The organism is Bacteriovorax sp. HI3 (assembly GCF_059738875.1).
The window spans coordinates 1,765,616-1,790,022 of record NZ_AP026946.1 but is presented as its reverse complement, the minus strand read 5'-3'; the positions used below and the strand labels follow the sequence as shown (position 1 = coordinate 1,790,022).

Below are 24,407 nucleotides of genomic sequence, written 5' to 3'. Positions count from 1 at the left end.
GGGTGGCCTCCATGGAGTTTACACATATATGGGAAATAGTTTAAAGTGAGGCCCTATCAAAAGTAAAATTTAACTCAAGGCGTATTATGGGTCTTATGTATATTTTCCCGGTTACAGACGATCAATCAGAGGGCGATCGCGCAGTTGTGAAAGACAACACCCTGACTCTTAAGACTTATGGTCTTCCAATGATCTTCTGGGGCTACCTGGCAGCGGCCTTATCAGTTCTTTTAATTATGTGGCTCGCTAGCCGTGCCGTTATTGCCAAGCTTTTAAGCTACGGGGAAGACCCTACAATGCTTTTTCTGGGGCACCTGGTTCAATGGACACTCATCTTGACTCCAATCGTCCTCTTAGGCTTTTTTTTCTACGAGAAGATGCTGACAAAAAAAGGACAGGAACTCGTTGTCACTTACCGCGTATTCTTTATCCCATTTTGGATTAAAAAATTCCGCTTAAACGCTCAAGACTCTTTTACTGTTGATCACTTTATGGACTCACCAAATATGGCGAGAATCAGAAACAGACAGGGCCTAGGAAGTGCTGAAGCGATGAAACACTTTGAGAACAAAGGGTACTTTGAGCTCAACATCAAGACTGACAAGAACAAGTCCGTCAACATCGACAGACACTCTCGCAAAGCTGATCTACTTAAGCTTAAAGAACTTCTTTCAAAGTACTAATTGAAAAACTTTTCAATCTCCAGCAGGACCACGCCTCTGTTGTGGTCCTGATCCATCAGCACTTCATGCTTCGAATCTTTCAGGAACACGCGGTTGCAATGAGGGGCCTCTTCACATAGGCGAACCATTTCACTTGGCTCAGAGTAAGTCTCATTTCCAGCATGGGCCATGCGAAGTGGAAGCTTTAGGTCGCTGTAGTTTTTTCTGATGTGAGCTGTGGCACTCATCACTTCATTGAGCCATCTGTTGGTCACTCCACCCAATTTTGTCTGTGGGAAGTAATCAAACATGTCCATCGCCATATTGTAGCGGGCCTGTGAAGTTGTAAAAGTGTTAGCTTCGAAGTTTCTATTTGGGTTAAAAGGTTTTTGTCCAATAGCGTACTTTTTCCCGCGTCCTGCGGCCATGCTGGCAAGGACGATGCTTCTAGCGACAGCGTAGCTATAAGGCGCCGTCTGGATTTTTAACATTGGGCTGGTTAAAAAAGCGCGGTCAAAATACTCCGGATTTTTCTGCATGAAATCCACAGCGATCCCAGCTCCTAAAGAGTGAGCAAGCAAAAGCTTCTCAGAGCAGCCGGCATTTCCAACGACGGTATCTAAAAATGTTTTTACGTCTAAGGCATAGTTTTCAAAATGATCAACATACCCTTTTTCAGAGTCACTTGCCTCATCATTAATCATGCGCCCTGAACTTCCCTGCCCTCTGTGATCCATCAGGAAATACTTAAAGGCCCCTGCCTTTGATCCATGGTCTAGGTCGTAGACGACTTCTGCATACTTCTCTAGTGGTTCGCTTCGCCCAGGAAGAATAACAAGACAGCGAGTGCTTTGATCGTTTGAAGTGTAAGTGGCGTAATGAATATTCACACCCGCCTGGCCTTTAAAAGTAGCATTTTTAAATAAGCCGATAAGCGGGAGGATTTTTTCTTTGTATTCTGTGCTGTAGTTTGATTCGCTAATGGCGAATGCTGATGTGGAGAAAACTGTTAAAGCGACAAGTGCTAATAAGTTTTTCATGCGTTTCTTCCTTGAGTGATGAATACCTAATACCAGAATAAGTATTAATTCAACTCTCAACATCGTCAAAACGCGAAGCGTTTTCTAGCCTCGGAACTTCTTAAAGTCTTTGTCCGACTTAGGAATCTCTTGAGATTTCTTCACGAGTTCCTTGTCATTCTTTAGCTCAGCTTCCTTAGCAAGACGCTCGTCTCTAAGCTTCTGCTTTTCGGCCGAAAGAGGTCTTGTGTACGTTTCTTTTTCGTAGTCGACCTTATCAGTGTCAAAGAACTTTGGACGCTTTCCACCGGCAAGTCTCTTGGGCGCGTTTGCGTCTTTTTCCTTTTCCCAGTGCTTTTGCCAAGTATCATTCTTTTGTTTTTGGTCGCGGTCAAACTGAGCGCGCTCTTCTTCTTGCTCAGCGCGGGCGCGGTCAATATCGCTTTCTTTTCTGACTCGCGTTTGAACTTGCTTTTTTTTTGAAAAATTAGAAGTCTTGCTTCTTAGTTTTTCTTCATCAGAGGCCTTATCGTGTTTTGAAATATCAATCGTCACGTCCCCAGTTACCATTGTCTGGCAAGCAAGGCGCTCTTTTGTGATGTGGAAAACATTCCCTAAAAGCTTCAGCTCCTCAAACGGAGGTGGAGTCAGGTTGTCTTCGCCTGAAACAACTTTAATGATACAGTCTGTGCATGTCGCGTGTCCGCCACAGCTTGATTTAACGTAAACGTCCTGGCCGCGTAATGCTTCAAGAAGATTTTTCCCTTCTTCAACTTCAACGACTTTCCCTTCTGGTCTTAACGTTACTTTATGAGATGTCATATATTCCTTCTATAAATTCTTTTTAATTTGCCCTTCGATTTTCTCTAAAATTTTGCCTTTAAGGGGCTTAAGAAGAAACGAAAGGTCTAAGTCTACATCACAGTGCTTATCAAAAAAGCATAGCTCCAATGTGAAGCCCGATCCTTTTGCTGTGACCTTTTTGCCGGCATCGTCGTATTTGATATCAGCTTTAACTTGAAACTTTTCAATATACTCAGGAGTAATCAGCTTCTTAACTTTTTCGTAAGCGTCTACTGAATTCGTGAGATTATTGTAATCAATTTTTAAACTCATCCTTGAATCTCCTAATACTAATTATTGTCTGCCAGTTGAGCCGAATCCGCCGGCCCCTCGAGCAGTTTCTGAAAGATCGCTCTCTGCAACAACATACGAAGCTTGTGTAACCGGTGCAAGCACCAGTTGGGCCACGCGGTCGCCGTGATTGATCACTTCATCATTCTTACCAAGATTTCCTAAAATGATTTTCACTTCACCACGGTAATCAGAATCGATTGTCCCAGGTGAATTTAAAACCATAAGTCCTGTTTTAAATGAAAGTCCTGAACGCGGGCGAACTTGAATTTCGTACCCGTGTGGGATTTCCATTGAAAGACCTGTAGGGATTAAAACGCGCTCCCCTGGTTTAATCAGCATCTTTTCACCGTTGCCAAGAGAAGCGCGTACATCTGCACCCGCTGCTCCTGTCGTTTCATACGATGGTAATGGAAAGCTCGAGTCGTAATGCTCGAGCTTTTTTACTTTTACAGTAATCACTATTTGCCTTCTTTCTTTTTTAGAGATGCGACAGCTTTAGCTGAAAGCTTGATTCTTCCCATCTTATCGATTTCAAGAACCTTAACTTTAATTGTCTCACCTTCTGAGATGTAGTCAGCTGGGTTTTGAACACGGTCATCAGACATTTCTGAAACGTGAACAAGTCCAGATACACCCGAACCGATATCAACGAAAGCTCCGTACTCTTTAATAGAGTCAACGCGAGCGTCGTATACTGATCCAATTTCTGGCCCATTGATTTGCATATTGATTGTGCTGATAGCAGTCTTAAGAACTTCCATATCAGATCCAAGAACCTTAACCATTCCTTCTTCAGTGATTTCGATTGTCACTTTGAATTCTTCTTGAAGCTTCTTGATGTTTTTTCCACCAGGTCCGATTAGAGCTCCGATTTTATCTGTCGGGATCATCACAGTCATGATTGTTGGAACACCTGGCTTGAATCCTTCTCTTGAAGTCTTGATCGTCTTTTCCATTTCACCAAGGATATGTAGACGTCCTTTGTGTGCTTGAGCGATCGCTTCAGCGATGATCTCGCGAGTAAGACCTGTAATCTTAATATCCATTTGGATAGCTGTTACACCATCTTTTGTTCCTGCAACTTTAAAGTCCAGGTCCCCAAGGTGATCTTCATCTCCAAGGATGTCTGTTAGAACTTTATACTTTCCACCGTCAGTTACTAGACCCATTGCGATTCCCGCAACTGGAGCTTTAATAGGAACCCCTGCATCCATAAGAGCAAGAGACCCAGAACATACTGATCCCATTGAAGACGATCCGTTTGACTCTAGAACTTCACACACAACTCTCGTCGTGTATGAGAAAGTTTCCTGAGAAGGCATAACAGCTTTAAGCGCGCGCTCAGCAAGGTTACCGTGACCTAATTCACGTCTACCAGCTCCGCGAGATCCTTTTGCTTCCCCTACTGAGAATCCAGGGAAGTTGTAGTGAAGGTAAAACTTATCGTAAGTTTGTCCTGAAATTCTGTCGGCCATTTGATCCCCTACAGATCCACCAACAGTTACAGTTGCCATTACTTGTGTTTCACCACGAGTAAATAGAGAAGATCCGTGAGGAGCATCTAGAACAGAAACTTCAGTTTCAATCTTTCTTACTTCATCAAGTTTTCTTCCAGCGATACGTTTTCCTTCGTTAAGGATGTCCGCTCTCATCATGTCGTATAGAAGACCATCTACTGCTTTGTAAGCTTCTTTAGATGCGCCTTTATCGTCTTTTAATCCGAATGCCGCCGGGTCAGCTTTGATAGCTTCAGCAACTTTCTTGTTAAGTGCTCTTACAGCGTCCTGACGTTGCATCTTATCGTTGATTGATAGAGCAGCACGAGCAGCTGTTGAGAAGTCTGCAGTTACTTTAGTTGATAAAGTTGTGTTTGCTTCAGCTGAAACGTATGTACGTTTTGCTTTACCAACTTCTTTTTGCATTTTAGCTACTAGTTCACAGAATTCTTTTACATGATCGTGACCAAAGTTGATCGCTTCAAGAACTTCTTTTTCCGGAACAATGTGAGCTTCACCTTCAACCATTAGAATCGCATCTTTTGAACCAGCGATAACGATTTCCATGTCTGATTTTGCCCAGTCAGCGTGATCAGGGTTAAGAACTAGTTTTCCGTCGATACGGCCAACTTTCGCCGATCCTAATGGAGCAGCAAATGGGATGTCAGAGATCGCGATAGCAGCGAAAGCTCCAAGACCTGCTAGAACTTCTGGGTCCCCTTTTTCAGAGTATGAAAGAACTGAACATGTAACAACAGTGTCGAACATGTAGTCGCTTGGGAACATTGGTCTTAGCGGTCTATCAATTAAACGACACGCTAAAATTTCTGCTGTTGATGGGCGGTTTTCACGTTTAATGAATCCACCTAAGAACTTTCCGGCAGCGTAGAATTTTTCTTGATACTCAACTAGAAGCGGGAAGAAATCCTGTCCATCTTTTAGTTCGCGTGCAGAGTTAACAGCAACGAGAACCTGAGTTCCGTTACAGCTTACTAAAACTGCTCCGTCTGATTGTTTTGCGAGTCTTCCAGTTTCGATAGTAACTTCCTTACCACCGTAATTGATTTTGTACTCTTTCTTGTTGTTTAAAGCCATAAAGTCTCCATGTCTATGCACCACCATCTTTGGCATTGGTGCTTTGTTATGGAAAAGATCTTTGTGCTTTTTAGGGAGGGATTTTAAAAGATATTTCAAGGCAGTGGTGTTTAAGACAGACACTAACTTCAAATATCCTTCAAATTCCTACACCCAAAAATTCGAAGTCTTTTCTCTAGTAATAGTTTAACGATATAAAACAAAAAGGGAACCCGTAGGTTCCCTTTTTTGGTTTTTTTACTTTCTTAGACCAAGTTTCTTAATTAGAGCTTGGTATTTTTTGTCATCAGTCTTAGCTAGGTAAGAAAGAAGTCTCTTTCTTTGACCAATTAGCTTTAAAAGACCTCTGTTTCCAGAGTAGTCGTGCTTGTTAGCTGCGAAGTGAGGTGCAAGGTTGTTGATTCTTGTTGTGATAAGCGCAACTTGAACAGCTGTACATCCTGAGTCTTTTTCTGATGAACCGAATTCTTTTCCGAACTCAGCTACGATTTTTTTTGATTCTGCTACAGTAATCATAATGTCTCCTCGCCAATGCCCAAGCATGGGGCCAATCCCCAAACCTAGATAAAGGTGTTTTTTAATAGTTCTAACCTTTTAGCGGATAAATTCAGACATGTAAACTTTTAAATTTCCGATCAGGCGCTCTTCGATCTGGCGGATTCTCTCACGCGACACACCATATTGATCGGCGATACTTTGAAGCGATGCAGGAACCTCTGATAAGAGGCGCATCTCAAAAATCTCTCTATCTCTTTCTTTTAGACCACTTAAGAAGTTTTGAAGCTGCTCTTTTAAGATCTCTACCCCTTGAAGGTCGGCCAGCTTATCATCGATAGCAAGCTCATCCTTGTCGGCCAGGACTTCCCCAAGGCTTGGGCCGTTTTCATCAATTTTGGCCTCTAAAGAAAGTTCGTTTCCTGAACTTCCCAGGCGACGGTCCATCACGGCCACGGCCTTTTCAGAAACACCTAAACTCTCCGAGATCATCTTGTTGTCCGGATTAAACCCCAAACCAATCAAGCGCTCTTTTTCTTTCATCAGATTAAAGAAGAGTTTTTTCTGTTCGTTAGTCGTCCCGATTTTTACCAGGCGGAAATTATCGAGAATGAATTTTAAAATATATGAACGGATCCACCAGCTGGCGTAATAAGAAAGCTTCGCCCCTTTACTGGCATCGTATTTTGAAACGGCCTTCATCAGACCAATGTTTCCTTCCTGAATAAGATCCATGACGTTTTGCCAGGCCGAGCGGTATTCGATGGCAATCTTTACGACGAGTCTCAGGTTGGCCAGCACGAGCTTCTTGGCCACTTCGATATCGCCGGTTTCCTGAAGCTCTTTTAACAGAGCTTCCTCTTCTTCATTTGAAAGAAGTTTGTAGCGGCTGATCTCACGCACGTAAGTTGTAAGCGGGTCAGTCGTTGTCGGAAGATCGCTGGCGCGGTTGTGCTCGAGAATGTTCTGAACCACCAAAGCATCAGATGTCTTTGGAAGAATCACCGGAAGGTGGTCTTCGCCTTTTTTAGATGCCTGATTTTTTGGTGTGCTTGTTTTTTTGGCCATGAAGGATTTTAAACCATTTCTGCCATTGTTGTCACATTTCTTTTACTTTTTACTCGGGAGTTTTTCTTGACTCTTTTGCACATTTAATTGGTGATTAAGGTACTTTAATGCAAAGAGGCCATAGTTGATTTCTACGTTTACTTCGTACATGCCGGCGCCTGTGAAATTAAGCAGCTTCTCAGGTGTATCGAGGATCTGAGTGGTTAACTCATTGACGATTAGCCCTTCAAGATCTCCCTTCCACGGAGGGATGATAAATTTTTCACGCGCACCTTGAACATCCTTAGTCACCTGCATTTTAAAACGGTTTTTGAGGCGCGCCTTTTCAGCAGTATCACGGTAGTCAGTATTCTTCATCGCAGTTCGGTAGTATTCAAGGAAACTTTTTTGCACAAAAATCTTAAACTGCACTTTTAATTTTCCGGCGCGCTGATTGATGCGGTCAAATTCACCCAGGTTCACATCAAAGGCCACGCGCAGTTTTCCCGAGCGGAAATCATAATACTGGTTGCGGTCGATCAGCTCCAGAGTAAGCGGCTCTTCGAAATAGAGATCGAGAGTATTGGTTTCACTTTGAGCGCGGGCCCATTTGCTCCAGGTATAATCGACACTCGAGCGGAAAACGTCTTCACCTGATTTGAACTTTTCTCCACGAAGAAGGAAGTCAGGAACACCAGTGATTAAAGCAATAAACTGTGAATTGATGAAGTTCTCTTCTTCAAAAGTCATACTGTTCATCATCTTGGCAAGTTTTGGGTCGCTGTCTTTTGGTTTATAATCAACCGTTCTGAATTCTTCACAGTAAAGGCGTTTGATATCATCAGTAATGTTTGTTCCCCCCACCGAGTAATAGAACTTATTTAAAAATTCTTCGCGGGAAACTTTTCTGCAAATCAGGTTTTCGCACCAGACTTGCGCAGTGTTTTTGTTTTCTTTTAAAAAAAGCGAGTTGTCGATTTCTTTCCAGCCAATATCCTGATTGGACATTTGTCTGGCAAAAAACGACATCAATGCCGGGTTTTTCAGGATGGGAACCATCAGGCCAGGATTAGTCGGATTTCCATTCCACGAACAAAGCGACTGAAAGAGCTTTACTGTATAAAGCATCTCCTGCTCCAGTGCTTTTTTCTCGGGAAGATAGCTTGAAAGATTATCAGGAAAATAAGGATTCCCTTCTACACTTGGAAGTTTAAAATTATTATCCTTGTCGAATTTCAAACGAAAGTTGGCCAGGAGTTCTTTTTTACTGATGATTGAGAGATTCGTTGAGCAATAGTTTCCAACCAGACCCTCTACCATGTTGTTGTATTCATCGCTGGTGAACTCCAGGGCCTTGGCGTACTTAGGAAGCGCTCTGGTGGTTAAGTCCAGGCCGATATACTGAATAAGCGCCAATACAGAGCGCTTCACCTGCACTTTCTCCCATTCAGTCGCATAACGAATATCTCTGCCTCCACGGCAGTAGTTCAACGTGTTTTTTCCTTCTTCGTAAAAACCGCGGTAAATAGCGAGCTCGCGCTTTAATTCAACAGAGGCATTTTTTAGAGACAGGTCGCGGGTGTAGACATAGTTGAGTGGATCACTTTTATTTTCAGAATAATCATCAGAGAAATTCCCTAACACTAAACTCTCCACCGGCGCCAAAGCAAAAGCACTTGGAAGAAGCACCAAGAAGGCAAAGAGAAAAACGGCAACAAGTTTTGTGTTTAAGACTTTCATAGTTTTTTAAAGTTATCGGGATAAAACCCGAAAAATTAAGCATGAAAGCATTATATGTCCTTTTATTCCTGAGCCTCACGGTTGGTTTTATTCCAACGAAGGCACATGCTCAGGCCAATGAAGACGAACTCAAAGAGATCATCCTTGAGGGCGAAGAATACTCGCTTGATGCTTTGACTGAAACCAATCAGATTAAAGACAACAACCAAAGACAAGTCGATCTCTACAATTTACAAAAAGCAAAATTTAAAATGATCAGCGGTGATTTAAAGCTGGCCGAATTTTTCCTGGGAAGAATCAGCGAAAAAGAAAGTGCGGTCATGGCGATAAAAAAACGCTACCTGGCGATGATTTATTTTGTCGAAGGACGCTTTGATAAATCGATTAAAGAACTCGATGACCCCAAAGTTAATAACAACAATTATTTTATTCAAAACTGTCTTCTGCGCCTGATTAACTTCATGGCGGTTAACGATGTTGCGGCCATTAACCGCGAAAAACAATCCTGCCAATTCTACACCATGAAATTCTCCAAGAACGATCAGTTCTGGCTGGATTCAATGATAAAACTAAAAACCAACGACACTCAGGGGCTCAAAAAAAACATGCTCACTGATATCGAGTACACCATCAGCGACGATGAAATGTCCAAGCTGTGGCTTAAGACCGGGCTGTATCTCAACAAAGAAAAAGACCTGCTTAACTTGATTTCTCTTTTACCGGAGAGCTCATATCAGTCTAAAAAACTGCGCGAGATTATCGCCTTCATGTATCTGCGCTCGGGTGATCCGAAAAAGGCCCTCTCCTTCGTCGATGACATCGACTCTGCCAACGCCGAAAACATCAAAGGGAATATCAATCTTGCCAACAAAGAATACGAACTCGCTTTTGGTCACTTCCGCCTGGCCCTGCAAAAAAAGCAAGACTCGCAAAACTCGCTTGAGCGCGCGATCCCGCTTTCATGGCTGCTCAACCAATGGGCCGATGGTCTTTCAATGCTCAACAATATTTCCAATAAGAGTCTAGATCCAAGAAATTCGCAGGCGCTTAAAATTGCTTTTTTAATCAGAGAAAAAAGATTTGTTGAGGCCCAGAGAGAGCTCACTCTTTTAAAGATCGCCTTTAAAAACGAGCCGCCTTTTGAAGTCAACATCATGGACAGTTACGTCAACCTGATCGTAGGCTCTGAAAAAAGAAAGGCCGAAGAGACGGCAGAAAAATCGTGTAAGTCTTTTGATGGTATGAGCTGCTGGATTTCTCTGCAGTATATCCAGTGGGAGAATCTAGGGAAAACGATTCAAAGGGATGAAGCCACTTATACAGATAAGACACTTTCTTTGGATTCACTAAAAGAAAAGAAAACAATTGAGCCGTTGGTTGAAGCAAAGAGTATCGACCAGTCTGATATTGAAGAACTTGATGGTGAGACCATCAAGATCTCACCGCAATAACTTAAAGATTCATTGTATATTTTAATTCCAGTCCGCGTTTTTCGCGTTTGATGTCGTTAGTGATAAGCCCCGTCCCGACCTTGGCCGATTCGTTTTCCATCACAAAACCAAAGGCCAGCGATCTCTTCTCATCCAAAGCATACTCTGGCATTAACTTAAATGTAAAACCGCTGATCTCTGAAACAACTGCATTGTTAAAACGTTTTCTAAATCCCATATTCGCAAAAAATTCAGCATTGAGTGAAAAGCGGTTTGAGCGCATTAACTCGGCCGTCGCTCCTAAGTTGATCTTAGTGACCACGATGCGGTTGAGATTAAAAACATCGGGAGACACTGAGGTTTGAACCGCATAAAGCGATTGATCTAAAACAAGTTTAGACACCAGGTCCATTCTGTTAGTTAAAGCGTATTTCAGACCAACAGTCATATCAAACTGCGCTTTTGAATCCTGAGAGAAACCACGGTTAGAAAGATCGTCAAACTCAGTCGCTCCATATGAAAGGCCTAAAAGAGGTGCAAATCGGTTAGTCGAAGCAATCTGCCATTCAACATTAAACTTATAAGGTTTGTCGGCATCCATGTCGAGGCCATCATTAACCTTGATTTTTTCTCCACCCATTCCCAGCATCAAACTCACGTGGTCACGGATAAATTTCTCGCGCAGAGTTTTAGCGGCGATGACCACTTCCCCATCCAGATCACCGACTACCACATCGCGGGCAATAGACTTGTTGAGGTCTTCTCTTAAAGCAAGAAGCTCTGGTTTTACTTCAGCATTTTTTTCAACCACAAATCCCTTTTGAGCATCAAGAACAAGTCCTTTTGGCGCCACATACTGTCCAGTATCGGCATCGATCTCTCCGCTTTTTTCTGAAACATAAACACCGTTTTTAGAATCAAACGTTGAGCCTGCTTCCGGAGCAACATAAAGACCTGTGGCCTCATCAATAAAACCTCCGGCCCTTGGTGCGAAATCGCCGTTTTTAGCGTTATAAAGACCATCGGCCGGTGCAGCTTGAGGAGCAACTGCAATTACTGGTTCAACTGCTTTGTCCATTTCTGCTGATTTTAAGTTCACCAGATTCTTTTCGTTAAACTCAGTGTTTTTGTATAAAGCATTTAACTGCACGGGAGAAATCTTAACAGGCAGAGAGGATTTTTTCAGGGCCTGTGAAGAAAATGAACTTTGTCCCGGAGGAACGATAACCACATCGTTTGAAGCAAGAACTTTTTTCAGTTCTGTTTTTTCATCAATCATTTTTCCCGGGACTTTTTGAATCTCAGGCGCCTTTGTCACGTCATCTCTTACGACTTTCGTTTCGCTGGTTTCAAAACGCTGGTGAGTGCTCTCATCAACCTTGGCCATGGCCACGGCACCTTTATAAGTGAGTAGCGAGGTCATGCGGTTTTCAGGGTTGTAAATTGTCTGGAAATCCGTCCCGCGCACACCGAGAGCAGCAGTGCGGGTTCTGATATAAAATTTATTCTGGTTTTGCGAATTAGGCTTTTGTGATTTCTCAACTTCCGTCCTGATTCTTCCTTTTAAAAGGGAGATGATCCCCACTTGCTCATTAGGATTCATTTCGGAAATAACGATTTTACTCTCCGGCCCCATATTGAGTTCTGACTTATCAATGAAAACGATTTTAACGAAACTTTTTGGGCCCGTAACAATCGATGTATCTTCCGGAAGCTGATCACCTGCTTCCAGGACAGTGGCCTCGAGAGCGCCAGGAAGAAGCTTCGTTACATTCCCGCGGATTTTTGCAACAGAAGCAATCGGAGTTTTTGCTGCAAAAAGTGGTGAAGACAATAAAAGAGTGACCAATAAACCTGTCGATTGGATTGTGCGCATAAACTCTCAAGCAAAACGAGTTAATATTTTTTTATTTATTTTACTCGAATTGATAAAGAGTACAAGGAAAGATCAGGAAAACTAAAGTGAGTTAACCTTACTTTGTCTGCTTGAATTCTTTCCCGTCAAAACTCAATGTGATGTTCTGCTCTTCCTGACGGCTGGTGATATTCACCGGTCTCTTCCAAAGAGCATAAAGGTTTTTAAGCGTATCAGAAGCATAACCAAAATCCAGGTCTACGCCACGGTGAACGTGACGAAGGAGTAGCTCTCCTCTATTTTGATAGTTTCCGCTTTCAATTTCAATCACCGGCGAACCGAAGTTTGAAAGAGATGAAAGAAGCTTATTTTTGATATCCATGAAATCGCGGGTCTCAATTTCATTGCGGCCCGTGCGTGGATTGAATTTATAAGTAAAGAGCTGTTGGCGCTCACAGAACTCAGGAGTGAAAAACTCATCGATAAAGCTTACGTCATTATGAGTTTTTCTCACTTCAAAGATTTTCTGGCGGCCCAGGCCTAGTTTTTTATCCCAGTTTGCTTTGACGTGCATATCTTCGCACTCGTTGTATTCTTTTCCGAAGCGTCCTGTATTCCAGCGGTATTCGATGTCTCTATAAAGCTCAATTCCGATTTTATACGGGTTGATGTTCTGTCTGCTCATTGCCATAACACCTGCGTGGTGATCGGCGTAATCGATGATCTCAGAGGCCTTAAGCGCTCTGGTTGTCATGATGTGTGAGTGCCAGTAACTTGCCCATCCTTCGTTCATAATTTTTGTTAAACGCTGAGGAAGGTAATAGTAAGCTTCATCTCTTAGGATCCCCAGAATATCTGCTTCCCACTCTTCTAAGGGAGCATTTTCCAGGAGGTAATGCATAATATCGCGAGGGTAATTAATTTTTTTCTCGCGCAGATCGGCCGATTCCTCAATCACTTGTTGAGGAGCAGATCCTTCTTTTCTATCTTTAGAACGCATAAATGACTTAAGCGCATTTGAGCGGTCATCAGAAAGGTTCGCGATCTCTTCGCGGGCTACTTTCATGCGCTCTTCACTTTGCCTTCTGCTTTCTGGTGTTTCAAAAAGCATTCCGACATCAATTAAATTTTCAATTGAGTTTACGCGGTCGATGAATTCTTCGACTCTATTTTGCCCGTAACGTTCCATATAACGACGGATTTTTGTCCCGTGGTTGGCCATAACGGCAAGCATATTTCTATCTGTGTTGGCAAACCAGGCATTGTTCTTAAAGAAATCAGCGTGCCCGTAAACGTGGGCCATAACGATTTTTTGATCGACCAGGTGGTTGGCATTTAACAGGTAGGCATAACAAGGATTGGTGTTAATAACCATCTCGTAAATTTTTTGTAATCCGTAAGCGTAGCCTTTAGAAAGTTGATCGTAGTCCATCCCGAAACGCCAGTGCGGATAACGAGAAGGAAATCCACCTTGAGCGGCCAGAATGTTAATAGTGTCATAGTCGCAAACTTCAAAGCGAACTTCGTAAAAATCCAGCCCGAACTCCTTGGCATAACCATGGATTTCATCTCTGATTCTTAGTAACTCTCCATCAAGTGGTTTGGTTCTCGACATCTGTCTTCCTCTTTATTTTCCCTTTCCTAGGAAATCTTTGATTGAATCAAGAATAGCGTCCTTATTTTTAATTTTTGAAAGGATCACTTTCTCGTCGTCTTCGCCGTAACGGCCGGCAAGGTCTTTATAGAACTGTCCTGAACCATAACGGCTTTCAACTTGTCCGTAGCAAAAAACGTTTGAAGCTGGAAGAAGGTCCTGATCCAGGATTTCTAAACACAACTTTGTGTCGTCTGCTGACCAGTTATCACCATCAGAAAAATGAAACGGGTAAATGTTCCACTCAGATGGGTCGTAGTCTTTTTCAATAATTTCTCTACATAGTTTAAGCGCACTGGAAATCAGTGTCCCTCCCGATTCACGGGTCTTAAAAAATGTTTCTTCATCCACTTCTTTTGCTGTGGCATCGTGGATGATGTATCTGACTTCAATGTCTTTATACTGAGACTTAAGCCATAGGTTGATCCAGAAAGACTCCGTGCGGACAATCTCTTTCTGCTCATCACCCATCGATCCCGAAACGTCCATCATGTAGATAACAACAGCTGAGTTTTCAAACTCAACTTTTGCGTCACTGGCACGGTAACGGAAGTCGCGCTTATGCGGGATCACTCGCGGGTCATTAAAATCGTAAGTCCCCGTCGCAATCTGGCGCTTCATCGCTTCTTTATAAGTGCGTTTAAAATGTTTTAATGAATTTGGACCAGTCATCCCGATAGACGTGTACTTGTTCGTCACCGAAGGCATGGCCTTCTTTCCTTTGGGTTCAATGCGTGGAAGTGCCAGCTCATCACCAAGAATTGAAGCCAGCTCTTCTAGAGAAAGATCGACTTCTAGTTCCTTGTTTCCGGCCTGGTTGCCGACTTCCTGTCCTTGTCCTGGTTGATCGCCTTCTTGTCCATCAACCGGGTCTCCCGATTGACCTTCACCCTGGCCCATTCCGCCCTGGTTTCTGTCGCCGAATTTAAAGCGAGGTGTATCGATCGAGGGCATCGGGATTTTAAAAGTCCCGTCGCCCTTCGGACTTGGCATTTCGCCTTTAGATACATACTTTCTAAGATTGTCGCGGATTCTTCCTTTAACAATCTTACGAAAGCGTGCATGGTCTCTTTTAATTGGATGATCCATCTAAAACCCTTTTAAAAGTTAGTCTTATGACTTAGCAGAGTCACCTTTAGCAAAAATCGATGCTACGAAGTTCAGTGCGTCTGTCGCACAGATTTCACAGTAGCCATGGTTTTTGATAAGGCGAGACTTCACAACATCAATCTTCTCTTGTGTTTCTTTATCCACAACTTTAGAGATGATAGTTGTAAGCTTGATTGAATCTTTTTGGTCTTCAAAAAGTTTCAGTTCAAGCGCTCTGTGCAGACGCTCATTCATTTTGTAATCAAAAACTTTACCTTCGATCGCAAGAGCTCCGATGTAGTTCATGATTTCTCTTCTAAAGTCGTCTTTTCTCGACTCAGGAATATCGATTTTTTCTTCAATCGATCTCATGAATCTTTCATCAGCGTCTTCTAACTTATTAGAGTATTTATTTCTGATCTTTTCTTTCTGTGTATAAGCTTTCACGTTGTCGATATAGTTCGCACAAAGTGTCTGGATCGCTGACTCATCAACTGAGATCGCTTTCTGCACGTCGTTTTTAACTGTATCTTCATACTCCTGACGAGCGATCGCCAGCATTTCTCTATAGTGATCAAGCTGCTCAGGTGAGTTGATCAAACCGTGGTGCTTAAGCCCTGATTCTAGTTCGTTGAAAACCATGAATGGGTTTAGACATCCTACGTGGCCGTTTTTAACCAGAGAGTTTGAAAGTTTATCCTGGATATAACGAGGAGAAATCCCTTCAAGACCTTCGCGGATAGCTTCTTTTCTAAGCTCTTTTACGTTGTCTTCGTTGTATCCCGGAAGTGTTTTTCCGTTATAAAGTTTAAGCTTTTGAAGCTTAGTCAGGTCAGATTTTTTCGGCTCTTCAAGACGAGTTAGAATCGACCATGTCGCTGCCATCTCAATTGTGTGAGGAGCGATGTGCACGTGAGGGATTCTTTCAGCATTGAAATCTTTTTGATAGATTTTTACTTCCTGATCCAGACGCGTGATGTATGGAACGTCGATTTTTACCGTTCTGTCTCTTAGGGCTTCCATGAATTCGTTAGACTGAAGTTTTCTGAATTCCGGCTCGTTAGTGTGGCCAAGAATAACTTCATCGATATCAGTCTGAGAGAATTTTTTAGGTTTAATTGACTGCTCTTGAGACGCTCCAAGAAGGTCGTACAAGAAAGCTACGTCAAGTTTTAACATCTCGATAAATTCAACGATACCGCGGTTAGCGATGTTGAATTCTCCGTCGAAGTTAAACGCACGTGGATCTGAATCCGATCCGTACTGAGCGATTTTTCTGTAGTTGATATCCCCAGTTAATTCTGTTGAATCCTGGTTCTTCTCATCTTTTGGCTGGAATGTACCAATACCAATACGGTCTTTTTCAGAAAGAAGTAGTCTCTTCACGCGAACGTGGTTGAGAACTTTTTTCCAGTCACCGTTGTATTTTTTTAGGTACTCACCAAGAATGTAGCGGTCAGCTGGACACACTTCACCTTTGATATTGATCTTATGTCCGTCTTTTCTTCCTTTGTTGATTTCTTCAAGGAATTGCTTTCTTACTTCAACCGGAAGAAGCTTAAGCGGCTCTTCGTGCATTGGAGAAGGGAAAATTTTCGCTCCACCAAGGATGTCTGATTCAGTTTCATCAAACCATTCAAAAGTAAAAAGAGCTCCGGCATCAGTGCGCGCGTAGTGCTCAATTCCTTTTTTGATCATTCTTGAAATCGATGATTTTGCCGATCCTACCGGCCCGTGCAGAAGAAGAACGCGTTTTTCAGTTCCGTATCCTGCAGCTGCAGATTTAAAGAAGTTCACCAGTTTCATCAAGTGAACGTCGATACCAAATACCGCATCTTTTCCGTTTTGGATTGGATCATCAAAGAAGTGGTAACGAACAACTTCTTTTTTGTATTCTGTATATGTAGTAGATCCGTATGACATAATCATATCGTGAACACGTTGGAATGCATTTCTCGTGATTTTTGGATTTTCAGTAACTAAATCCAGGTACTGTTGAAACGTTCCTGACCAGTGCAAATGAGAAAAGTCTGATACTTTATAATTCTCATCCATGAATCTATTGATATCTAATTTCGACATTAGGCCTCCCATCTTTTTAACGATTTCCACTTATAATTATGGCATAGATTCAAAAATTTACCTAAATATATAAACCCGAGCAAAAAACTCCAGTGTGTAAAAATGAAATTGACAAAAATTCCGGGCTTCCTGACAATAGATAAATAGAAACAACGTTTTTTAGGAATTTGCGAACAAATGGGTTTAATAGCTGCAGGTGCAACAGACATTGGGCGCAAACGCAAGAGTAACCAAGATGCTTACTTCTTAAGCCTTGAGAACAAACTCTTTGTAGTAGCTGACGGTATGGGTGGCCATAACGGTGGTGACATCGCTTCGCAGATGGCAGTTAAAGCGCTTCCTGAATACTTGATTAAAAATCTTTCTATGGAACCTACGCCCCTACTTACTGGTTCAATTAAAGAATCAAACAGGGCCATTAAGAATTTCGGAGAAACTCATCCAGAACTTGTTGGGATGGGGACAACGATTGTTAGCTTTTACTTCCGTGGGCAAAATATTTACATTGGAAACGTAGGCGATTCACGTGCCTATCTAGTTAATAATAAAAAAATTTTCCAACTTACACGCGATCATTCTCTCGTGCAGGAAAAGCTTAATTACGGCGTCTATAACCGTGAACAAGCGGCCCTTGATCCTCAAAAAAATGTCCTCGTGCGCACCGTAGGGTTTGAGGACGATGTCGATGTTGATGTCTTCATCTACAAAGTTGTCAAAAACGATATCTTTCTTTGCTGCTCAGATGGACTACATGGGAAAGTAAGTGACGAAGATATTCTCTACATCATCAACAAGCATATTCCCGACCCGGCAACGGCTACGGAAGCGACTTGTGAGCAAGTGGTAAAGAGTCTTATTGCTCAGGCCAACGAAAATGGGGGCCAGGACAATATCACGGCAATTCTGATCATAGCGCAGTAGAGCGAAAAAATGCGAAGCATTTTTACTTGTTAATTTAAGAGTTCGCTCTACCATATTTTCATTGCATTCCTCCCCCTCTAAATTTACAATTTATAAGTACATTTTCTGCTAGTGAAAACATTTGGAGTTCCCATTGGATCGCTATTACACTTTAATGATCATTCCGGAAAAAAATAAAGACGTCCGTTCGATCAAAATTCCACGCCTTGTTTTTAAAAGTATCGTGTTTCTTTTTATTACGTTCACGGTTCTTTTAGGAATCTTAACTTATGACTACTGGAACGTTCTAAGTCAGGTTTACGAAAACAAACATCTACTGGTTGAAAACCGCCAGCTCAAAGAACAAGTTCAACTTTTTCAGATGAAGCTTAACTCGATCACTGAAGATCTTGAGCGCATTAACGTTTTTGAAAGAAAACTTCGCGCCATTACCGGCCTTGAAGCGATTCAAGCGACAACGGTGGACAGCGGAAGTGCTGGACGTCCTAACGGCTCAAACGTTTTAGGCGAACCAGACCGCGATTACTCTCCGGGCTCAATGATCAGAATCTTCAAACAACAGCCGACTAAAACGGCGCAAAAGCTTGAGCAGTTTGAAGACGATAAAAAATACCAGGAAACAAAAAAGTCTTACGAAGAAAAAATCGCTACCGCTTATGTACAGAACAACGATTTTTCTTATTCAAAAGAATGGTCATTCCTGACTCGCCAGAGTTTAACAATGGCCCCGCTTTATGCGGAATTCGACTACAAGTATGAAGTGGTCGTCTCTTACTTAAAAGAAATTGAAGTGCGCGTTCATCAACTCGATCAGCACTTACTGGATAAAGAATCATTCCTGCGCTCAACGCCGACACTACTGCCGGCAGCAGGACATCTCACATCAAGTTATGGTCCAAGAATGTCTCCGTACGCCGGAAGAATCAAAATGCATGAAGGAATTGATGTCGGGGCCCCAAGCGGCACGGCCATTATTGCTCCTGCAGACGGTGTCGTGACATACTCTGGAGCGAAACCGGGATTTGGGAACTTTGTCCAGATCGACCACGGATACGGGGTCGAAACTATTTACGGTCACGCTTCTACTCTTACAGTTAAAAAAGGTCAGAAAGTTGTTCGTGGCGATCGAATTGCTACCGTCGGAAACACAGGGTATTCGACAGGACCGCACGTCCACTACGAGGTTCGTGTCAACGGCACACCCGTTGACCCACTTTACTACACGCTTAACTAACAACACTTAAAATTTATTTTTATATTGTATCTCAGGAGACCTTTTTTATGTTCAATCCATTGCAAATGATTTTCGGGACAAAATACGACCGAGATCTAAAAAAACTTAAACCAATTGTTGAAGTGATCAATTCACTTGAACCAAAAATGCAACAACTATCTGACGAAGAACTAAAAGCTCAAACGCCAAAACTAAGAGCAATGCTTGAGTCAGGAAAAACCACGGCCGACATCCTTCCTGAAGCGTTTGCAACAATCAGAGAAGCATCTAAACGCGTCCTTGGAATGAGACATTTTGATGTGCAGTTAATGGGTGGTATCGCTCTATTTAACGGCGCTATTTCGGAAATGAAGACCGGAGAAGGTAAAACTCTTACAGCAACCGCTCCTCTGTATCTTGTGGCCCTTGAAGGAAAAGGCGCTCACGTCGTAACTGTTAACGACTACCTTGCCCGCCGTGACTCGGAAGAAATGGGTGTTCTATACAAGTGGCTAGGACTAAGTGTAGGTGTCATCCTTTCACAAATGTCGGATGAAGACCGCCAGGTTGCTTACAAATGCGATATCACTTACGGAACAAACAACGAGTTTGCTTTCGACTACCTTCGCGACAACATGAAATTTTCTCTTGAAGAATACGTTCAAAGAGACCACCACTTCTGTATCGTGGATGAGGTTGACTCGATCCTAATCGATGAAGCAAGAACTCCACTTCTAATTTCTGGTCCATCTGAAGGCGACCCTTCACTTTACTACGTGGCCAACGACGTTATCCCAAAACTAAAAAAAGATGTTCACTTTACTGTGGATGAGAAGGCCCGCTCAGCAATGTTCACTGAAGAAGGGGTTATCCGCGTTCAGGAACTTTTAAAAATTGAAAACCTTTACAACATTGAGCACTCTAACCTACTTCACCATTTAAACCAGTCACTAAAAGCTCACGCGCTTTTCAAACTGGACGTTGACTACGTTAACCGCGACGGACAGATCATCATCGTTGATGAATTCACAGGACGTCTAAAAGAAGGCTCTCGCTGGTCTGATGGTCTTCACCAGTCGGTTGAAGCTAAAGAAGGTGTAAAGATCAAGTCTGAAAACCAGACACTTGCTTCGATCACTTTCCAGAACTACTTCAAACTTTATAAAAAGCTCTCTGGTATGACAGGTACTGCGGATACAGAAGCTGAAGAGTTTATGAAAATCTACAACCTGGATGTTGTCGTTATCCCAACGAACCTTCCAATGAAACGTATTGATGAAGCAGATATCATCTACAAAAACAGAGCTGCAAAATACAAAGCTGTTGCGGACTTAATTAAGACTCTTCATGCTAAAGGTCAGCCCGTTCTGGTTGGTACAATTGCGATTGAAACATCTGAGTTAATTTCAAACTACCTTCGCCAGGAAGGAATTCCTCACGAAGTTCTAAACGCGAAACAACACGAGCGTGAAGCTGAAATTATTAAAAATGCAGGTCAGCCTGGAGCGGTTACCATCGCTACCAACATGGCCGGTCGTGGTACCGATATTAAGCTGACTCCGGAAACAAAAGCGGCCGGGGGTCTTTACATCCTTGGTACTGAAAGACACGAATCTCGTCGTATCGACAACCAGCTTCGCGGTCGTTCGGGACGTCAAGGTGACCCAGGAAACTCGAAGTTCTTCCTTTCTCTTGAAGATGACCTGATGAGAATCTTTGGTTCTGATAAAATTTCAGGATTAATGAACACTCTGGGAATGAAAGAAGACGAGCCGATCGAACACAAAATGATTTCAAACGCGATCGCTAAGGCGCAAAAGAAAGTTGAGGCCCATAACTTCGATATCAGAAAGCACCTTCTTGAATACGATAACGTTATGAACGAGCAACGCCGTATTATTTACAAAATCCGCCGCGATATCTTAAACGACCAGGACAACAATGGTTTCGTTCAAGAGATGGTTGAAGATGTTGCCGTTGAATTATTAGACAACTACCGCCCGGAAAAGAAGGCTCCGCTTGATTCATGGGACTGGGAAGAAATGAAGAAAGGGTTTAAGTCAACTTTCAATACTGACCATGAGATCTCTTATCAAGAATGTATCCAGAACTTTGATGGTGAAGTTGAGCGCTACTTCGGGGCAACGGCCAACAGTGTACTGGAGAAGAAATTCTCTCAATACGAGCCTGAGCAAGTGACTTATGCTCTAAGAGAAATCCTGCTTTCAGCGTTTGATCAACACTGGAAAGATCACCTTCTGAATATGGATCATGCAAAAGAAGGGATCAACCTGCGCGCTTACGCTCAGAAAGACCCTCTGACAGAATACAAAAAAGAATCGTTCATGCTTTTTGATGCAATGAAAGTTCAGGTTAAAAAATCTATTGTAGCTAACCTATTTACTGTTAGACTTTATACTAAGGCAGAGATTGAAGAGCTTCAAAAGAGACACCAGGAAGAACTGGAGGCTCAACTTGAGGCCCACAGACGCGCCTTAGAAGCTGAAACTGTAAAAGAAGAAGCAAAACTGATCAGAAGATCAAACCCTAAAGTGGGTAGAAACGATCCTTGTCCATGTGGATCAGGGAAAAAATACAAGCAATGTCACGGGACAGAAGCTTAACAAGGTCTTAAATGACAAAAAAGAAAGATGACGAAAATAAAGACTTAACGAGAATCGAGGATCTTTCTGAGTTTTTACACCAGGAAGATTCTGATCTCGACTCTAGGTTCGACAACTTTCACTCTAACTCTTTCGACAACAATGATTCATCTTCTACGGGCATCAGTCTTGATGCCCTGGATGATGACCTTTCTCCCGATGTTCCACCTGAAGTTCCCTTTGATTCTGGATCTAATGCCTCTGAAGAGATGAGTTTTGAAGTCTCTGAGATGGAAGCTGACTCGCAAGAAGAAAATGTTTTTGGTGCCACAGAGGACAATCCTTTTGGTGAATCAGAAGAACTATCAACAGAATTATCTAGTGAACTGCATGAGCAGCAGGAAGGATCTTTTGACATCAATCTTGATGATGACTCACCTTTTGACTCAGAATCAGAAGTTTCCGAAGATTTCGCTCCATCGGAAGAGTTAGCTTTTGGTGAAGAAGAAACAACAGCTGCTGAAGAAGACTTCGCTCCAATGGAAACCGAAACTCTTCAGGAAGAAACTTTCCGCGACGAAAGCGCCTACACCAACACTTCAGAAAAATTTGAAGATGTTAAAACCTTTGCTCAAAATTTTTCATACGGCAAGGCCTCTGTCGGTGGAGGAAATCCTCCCTACAGCATTATCGCCCGTCATATTAAATACAAAGAAGAAGCTGACGACATCCTGGAACTTTTAAAAGAGTTCGGCGTGGTCAATGCTCAAAACGAAAAAGACACTGAACGCTCACTTGAACTGGGCTCACTTATCATTCCTCAGATCAGCGAGTACACGGCCATTGTCCTGGCCCATAAACTGCGCCGCTTCGATTTAGACCTGGAAGTTGGTCTCTCAGATGAAGTGCATCCTTCAAAATCAGGCGAGAGCAATCCACGCGGACTACTAAAAAAAGACAACCTAAAACAAAACCGTGCCGAGAGTTTAAAACTCTCAGACATCGATACGAGCATTAAAGATATCGTCGTCACCACCAGCTCACAAGTTCCAGGATACGTGGTGGAAAATTACATCGGCGTACAAACGACCTTTACCATTGTTGAAGAGGCCGAACTGGAAAGACTTCAATACGTGCAAAAAACCCAGCGCGATGCAGGTGAAATTCTCAATATGGAAGACCTGGAGAATCCAGAACTAACGTCTGAGAAAGCATTTAAAGACTACCAAAACTCATTTGCACTTCTCTACGAAGACCTGACGATGCAGTTAAAACAAAAGGCCTATGCTCAACACGCAAACGCTCTTTTGGGACTCAATTTTCAACTATCACCGCTGCAATTTGAACGCTCACATGGAAGAGTGAATGCGTACCAGATCACTTGCAGTGCCACTCTTGCCATCATAGGCCCGGAGACCACTTGAAAACAACGCCAGTAAAAGATTCTTATAAAACCGTCATCGTAGGCGGTGGGATTGTTGGCGCGGGCATTTTCCGCGACCTGGTTTTAAATGGCGTAGAAACGCTTTTAGTTGAGGCCGGAGACTTTTCATCTCAGACAAGTGAGCGCAGCTCAAAGATGCTTCACGGTGGAATCCGCTACCTTGAAAACATGGATTTCCCGCTGGTGTTTGAGGCCCTTCATGAAAAAAATTTATGGCTCAAACTCACTCCTCACCTCACTCGCGAAGTCCCTTTTTATATGCCGGTCTACAAAGACTCAAAACGTCCTTTATGGATGATCAGAATCGGGCTTTTCCTTTATGATTTTCTTTCTAGCTTTAAAAACTCACCTTTTAGTATGAAAAATAAAGATGAGTGTGCCAGAGATATTAAAGGGCTTAACCCTGACGGACTCTCAGGTGCGGGCGTTTATTATGATGGAATCATGGACGACGCTAAAATCACGCTGGAAGTGATTTACGATGCGCTCAATGAACCCCATGCCTTTGCCATAAACCATACAAAAGTCACCAACGTCAGAAAAATTAACAACAAAAATACACTCACGCTCAAAAACCAGATCACCGGCGAAGAAAAAAACATCATCGCTGATCAGGTGGTCTATGCCTTAGGTCCTTTTACTGATTCATTTTTAAAACAGTATAGCTTTTATCACTGGCAAGATGTGCTTCTTCCTTCAAAAGGTTCGCACATCTGGGTAAAGAGTGCAGATCTTCCTATCGCCCATCCGATTGTAATGACTCCTCAGGATGAGTACGGAGACCGTGTTATTTTTGTTATCCCTCATGGTGAAAAAGTTCTGGTGGGGACAACAGAAGTGCCTAACAAAGATGACCTCTTCCATGTCAAACCTACGGAAGAAGAAATCCAATACCTGCTTAAAAATTTAAACCTGTACTTTCCTCAGTCAAGCCTAACAAAAGATAAAATTATTGGGAGTTTTGCAGGAATTAGACCTCTGGTCAAAGAAGAAAACACAGGTGGAGACCGCGGAAAAACATCGCGAGAGCATAAAGTTTTTCAACCGGCCAGCGACACTTATGTAATCGCCGGGGGAAAATACACAACCTTCAGAGTCATGGGCAGAGAAATCACCCAGAAAATCTGTCATCGTTTTCAGCTAAGCTACAATCAAGATAAAACAGAATCACCTCTGCGCAGCCCTTCTGTGGTTGGCCCTTTCGAGTGGCATTTACCAAGTGAAGCTGAGCTGATTCATATTTGTGAAAAAGAAATGCCAAAGACGTTTGAAGATTTAGTGGTCAGAAGGCTCTCGGTTTTAAGCCGCGCGATCTGGAAAGAAAAAACGAAAGAAGATTTCGATCAGTACTTCCTTAAGCATCTTTCTGTTATCGAAAAATTTATCAAAGTCACAAAGGAAGATATTGCGAGTTTTAAATAATCA

Annotated in this window: 19 protein-coding genes; 7 read left to right on the top strand and 12 right to left on the bottom strand. The window is 42.6% G+C overall.

Features of this window, described 5'->3' with window-relative positions:
- The first annotated feature begins 86 nt into the window (after positions 1-86).
- On the top strand, positions 87-683 hold the full coding sequence (locus AC6JA8_RS08860) for a hypothetical protein (RefSeq protein ID WP_497976737.1): 597 nt from the start codon (positions 87-89) through the stop codon (positions 681-683).
- Here AC6JA8_RS08860 and AC6JA8_RS08855 read toward each other — a convergent pair.
- The 8 genes from AC6JA8_RS08855 to AC6JA8_RS08820 form a co-directional block, all read right to left on the bottom strand.
- Positions 680-1,702: an alpha/beta fold hydrolase gene (locus tag AC6JA8_RS08855; protein WP_497976736.1), complete on the bottom strand. Its 1,023-nt coding sequence runs from the start codon at positions 1,700-1,702 to the stop codon at positions 680-682. The genes AC6JA8_RS08860 and AC6JA8_RS08855 overlap by 4 nt on opposite strands.
- Positions 1,703-1,786: 84 nt before the next feature.
- Positions 1,787-2,503, bottom strand: a complete 717-nt coding sequence (locus AC6JA8_RS08850; protein ID WP_497976735.1) for a 2Fe-2S iron-sulfur cluster-binding protein — start codon at positions 2,501-2,503, stop codon at positions 1,787-1,789.
- A 9-nt stretch (positions 2,504-2,512) separates the two neighbouring features.
- On the bottom strand, positions 2,513-2,797 hold the full coding sequence (locus tag AC6JA8_RS08845) for a polyhydroxyalkanoic acid system family protein (protein WP_497976734.1): 285 nt from the start codon (positions 2,795-2,797) through the stop codon (positions 2,513-2,515).
- Positions 2,798-2,818: 21 nt separating this feature from the next.
- Positions 2,819-3,277: a dUTP diphosphatase gene (gene dut / locus AC6JA8_RS08840; RefSeq protein ID WP_497976733.1), complete on the bottom strand. Its 459-nt coding sequence runs from the start codon at positions 3,275-3,277 to the stop codon at positions 2,819-2,821.
- Positions 3,277-5,409 (bottom strand): polyribonucleotide nucleotidyltransferase, encoded by a 2,133-nt coding sequence (gene pnp, locus AC6JA8_RS08835; protein ID WP_497976732.1) that lies wholly within the window; start codon positions 5,407-5,409, stop codon positions 3,277-3,279. The genes dut and pnp overlap by 1 nt, the downstream gene beginning before the upstream one ends.
- A gap of 237 nt (positions 5,410-5,646) precedes the next feature.
- Positions 5,647-5,925 (bottom strand): 30S ribosomal protein S15, encoded by a 279-nt coding sequence (gene rpsO / locus AC6JA8_RS08830; protein WP_185902995.1) that lies wholly within the window; start codon positions 5,923-5,925, stop codon positions 5,647-5,649.
- 78 nt (positions 5,926-6,003) lie between these two features.
- The gene (locus AC6JA8_RS08825; protein ID WP_497976731.1) at positions 6,004-6,972 is read right to left on the bottom strand and encodes an RNA polymerase factor sigma-32; all 969 of its coding nucleotides are present in this window, start codon (positions 6,970-6,972) and stop codon (positions 6,004-6,006) included.
- A gap of 42 nt (positions 6,973-7,014) precedes the next feature.
- A complete protein-coding gene (locus AC6JA8_RS08820; RefSeq protein WP_497976730.1) occupies positions 7,015-8,691 on the bottom strand; it encodes a hypothetical protein in 1,677 nt (558 codons plus the stop codon).
- 41 nt (positions 8,692-8,732) lie between these two features.
- Here AC6JA8_RS08820 and AC6JA8_RS08815 point away from each other — a divergent pair, with 41 nt between their 5' ends.
- Positions 8,733-10,142: a hypothetical protein gene (locus tag AC6JA8_RS08815; RefSeq protein ID WP_497976729.1), complete on the top strand. Its 1,410-nt coding sequence runs from the start codon at positions 8,733-8,735 to the stop codon at positions 10,140-10,142.
- A 1-nt stretch (position 10,143) separates the two neighbouring features.
- Here the strand turns inward: AC6JA8_RS08815 and AC6JA8_RS08810 are convergent, their stop codons facing one another.
- The 4 genes from AC6JA8_RS08810 to AC6JA8_RS08795 form a co-directional block, all read right to left on the bottom strand.
- Positions 10,144-11,997: a FecR domain-containing protein gene (locus AC6JA8_RS08810; RefSeq protein WP_497976728.1), complete on the bottom strand. Its 1,854-nt coding sequence runs from the start codon at positions 11,995-11,997 to the stop codon at positions 10,144-10,146.
- Positions 11,998-12,094: 97 nt separating this feature from the next.
- On the bottom strand, positions 12,095-13,591 hold the full coding sequence (locus AC6JA8_RS08805; protein WP_497976727.1) for a SpoVR family protein: 1,497 nt from the start codon (positions 13,589-13,591) through the stop codon (positions 12,095-12,097).
- 12 nt (positions 13,592-13,603) lie between these two features.
- Positions 13,604-14,719 carry a DUF444 family protein gene (locus AC6JA8_RS08800; protein ID WP_102243463.1) on the bottom strand — a complete coding sequence of 372 codons (1,116 nt, stop codon included), beginning with the start codon at positions 14,717-14,719 and terminating at the stop codon, positions 13,604-13,606.
- 24 nt (positions 14,720-14,743) lie between these two features.
- Positions 14,744-16,801, bottom strand: a complete 2,058-nt coding sequence (locus AC6JA8_RS08795) for a PrkA family serine protein kinase (protein ID WP_102243462.1) — start codon at positions 16,799-16,801, stop codon at positions 14,744-14,746.
- 177 nt (positions 16,802-16,978) lie between these two features.
- Here AC6JA8_RS08795 and AC6JA8_RS08790 point away from each other — a divergent pair, with 177 nt between their 5' ends.
- The 5 genes from AC6JA8_RS08790 to AC6JA8_RS08770 all read left to right on the top strand — a co-directional run bounded on the left by AC6JA8_RS08790 (position 16,979) and on the right by AC6JA8_RS08770 (position 24,404).
- Positions 16,979-17,722, top strand: a complete 744-nt coding sequence (locus tag AC6JA8_RS08790) for a Stp1/IreP family PP2C-type Ser/Thr phosphatase (protein ID WP_497976726.1) — start codon at positions 16,979-16,981, stop codon at positions 17,720-17,722.
- Between the two features lie 133 nt (positions 17,723-17,855).
- Positions 17,856-18,956, top strand: coding sequence for a peptidoglycan DD-metalloendopeptidase family protein (locus AC6JA8_RS08785; RefSeq protein ID WP_497976725.1), 1,101 nt, complete (start codon positions 17,856-17,858; stop codon positions 18,954-18,956).
- 47 nt (positions 18,957-19,003) lie between these two features.
- Complete coding sequence (gene secA / locus AC6JA8_RS08780; protein ID WP_497976724.1) at positions 19,004-21,559, top strand: preprotein translocase subunit SecA; 2,556 nt, start codon at positions 19,004-19,006, stop codon at positions 21,557-21,559.
- An 11-nt stretch (positions 21,560-21,570) separates the two neighbouring features.
- Positions 21,571-22,962: a hypothetical protein gene (locus AC6JA8_RS08775; protein ID WP_497976723.1), complete on the top strand. Its 1,392-nt coding sequence runs from the start codon at positions 21,571-21,573 to the stop codon at positions 22,960-22,962.
- Positions 22,959-24,404: a glycerol-3-phosphate dehydrogenase/oxidase gene (locus AC6JA8_RS08770; protein WP_497976722.1), complete on the top strand. Its 1,446-nt coding sequence runs from the start codon at positions 22,959-22,961 to the stop codon at positions 24,402-24,404. The genes AC6JA8_RS08775 and AC6JA8_RS08770 overlap by 4 nt, the downstream gene beginning before the upstream one ends.
- Positions 24,405-24,407 lie beyond the last annotated feature (3 nt).

Coding starts and splice junctions, on each gene's coding strand:
- AC6JA8_RS08860 (WP_497976737.1), top strand. CDS start 87: ATGGGTCTTATGTATATTTTCCCGGTTACAGACGATCAATCAGAGGGC.
- AC6JA8_RS08855 (WP_497976736.1), bottom strand. CDS start 1,702: ATGAAAAACTTATTAGCACTTGTCGCTTTAACAGTTTTCTCCACATCA.
- AC6JA8_RS08850 (WP_497976735.1), bottom strand. CDS start 2,503: ATGACATCTCATAAAGTAACGTTAAGACCAGAAGGGAAAGTCGTTGAA.
- AC6JA8_RS08845 (WP_497976734.1), bottom strand. CDS start 2,797: ATGAGTTTAAAAATTGATTACAATAATCTCACGAATTCAGTAGACGCT.
- pnp (WP_497976732.1), bottom strand. CDS start 5,409: ATGGCTTTAAACAACAAGAAAGAGTACAAAATCAATTACGGTGGTAAG.
- rpsO (WP_185902995.1), bottom strand. CDS start 5,925: ATGATTACTGTAGCAGAATCAAAAAAAATCGTAGCTGAGTTCGGAAAA.
- AC6JA8_RS08825 (WP_497976731.1), bottom strand. CDS start 6,972: ATGGCCAAAAAAACAAGCACACCAAAAAATCAGGCATCTAAAAAAGGC.
- AC6JA8_RS08820 (WP_497976730.1), bottom strand. CDS start 8,691: ATGAAAGTCTTAAACACAAAACTTGTTGCCGTTTTTCTCTTTGCCTTC.
- AC6JA8_RS08815 (WP_497976729.1), top strand. CDS start 8,733: ATGAAAGCATTATATGTCCTTTTATTCCTGAGCCTCACGGTTGGTTTT.
- AC6JA8_RS08810 (WP_497976728.1), bottom strand. CDS start 11,997: ATGCGCACAATCCAATCGACAGGTTTATTGGTCACTCTTTTATTGTCT.
- AC6JA8_RS08805 (WP_497976727.1), bottom strand. CDS start 13,591: ATGTCGAGAACCAAACCACTTGATGGAGAGTTACTAAGAATCAGAGAT.
- AC6JA8_RS08800 (WP_102243463.1), bottom strand. CDS start 14,719: ATGGATCATCCAATTAAAAGAGACCATGCACGCTTTCGTAAGATTGTT.
- AC6JA8_RS08795 (WP_102243462.1), bottom strand. CDS start 16,801: ATGTCGAAATTAGATATCAATAGATTCATGGATGAGAATTATAAAGTA.
- AC6JA8_RS08790 (WP_497976726.1), top strand. CDS start 16,979: ATGGGTTTAATAGCTGCAGGTGCAACAGACATTGGGCGCAAACGCAAG.
- secA (WP_497976724.1), top strand. CDS start 19,004: ATGTTCAATCCATTGCAAATGATTTTCGGGACAAAATACGACCGAGAT.
- AC6JA8_RS08775 (WP_497976723.1), top strand. CDS start 21,571: ATGACAAAAAAGAAAGATGACGAAAATAAAGACTTAACGAGAATCGAG.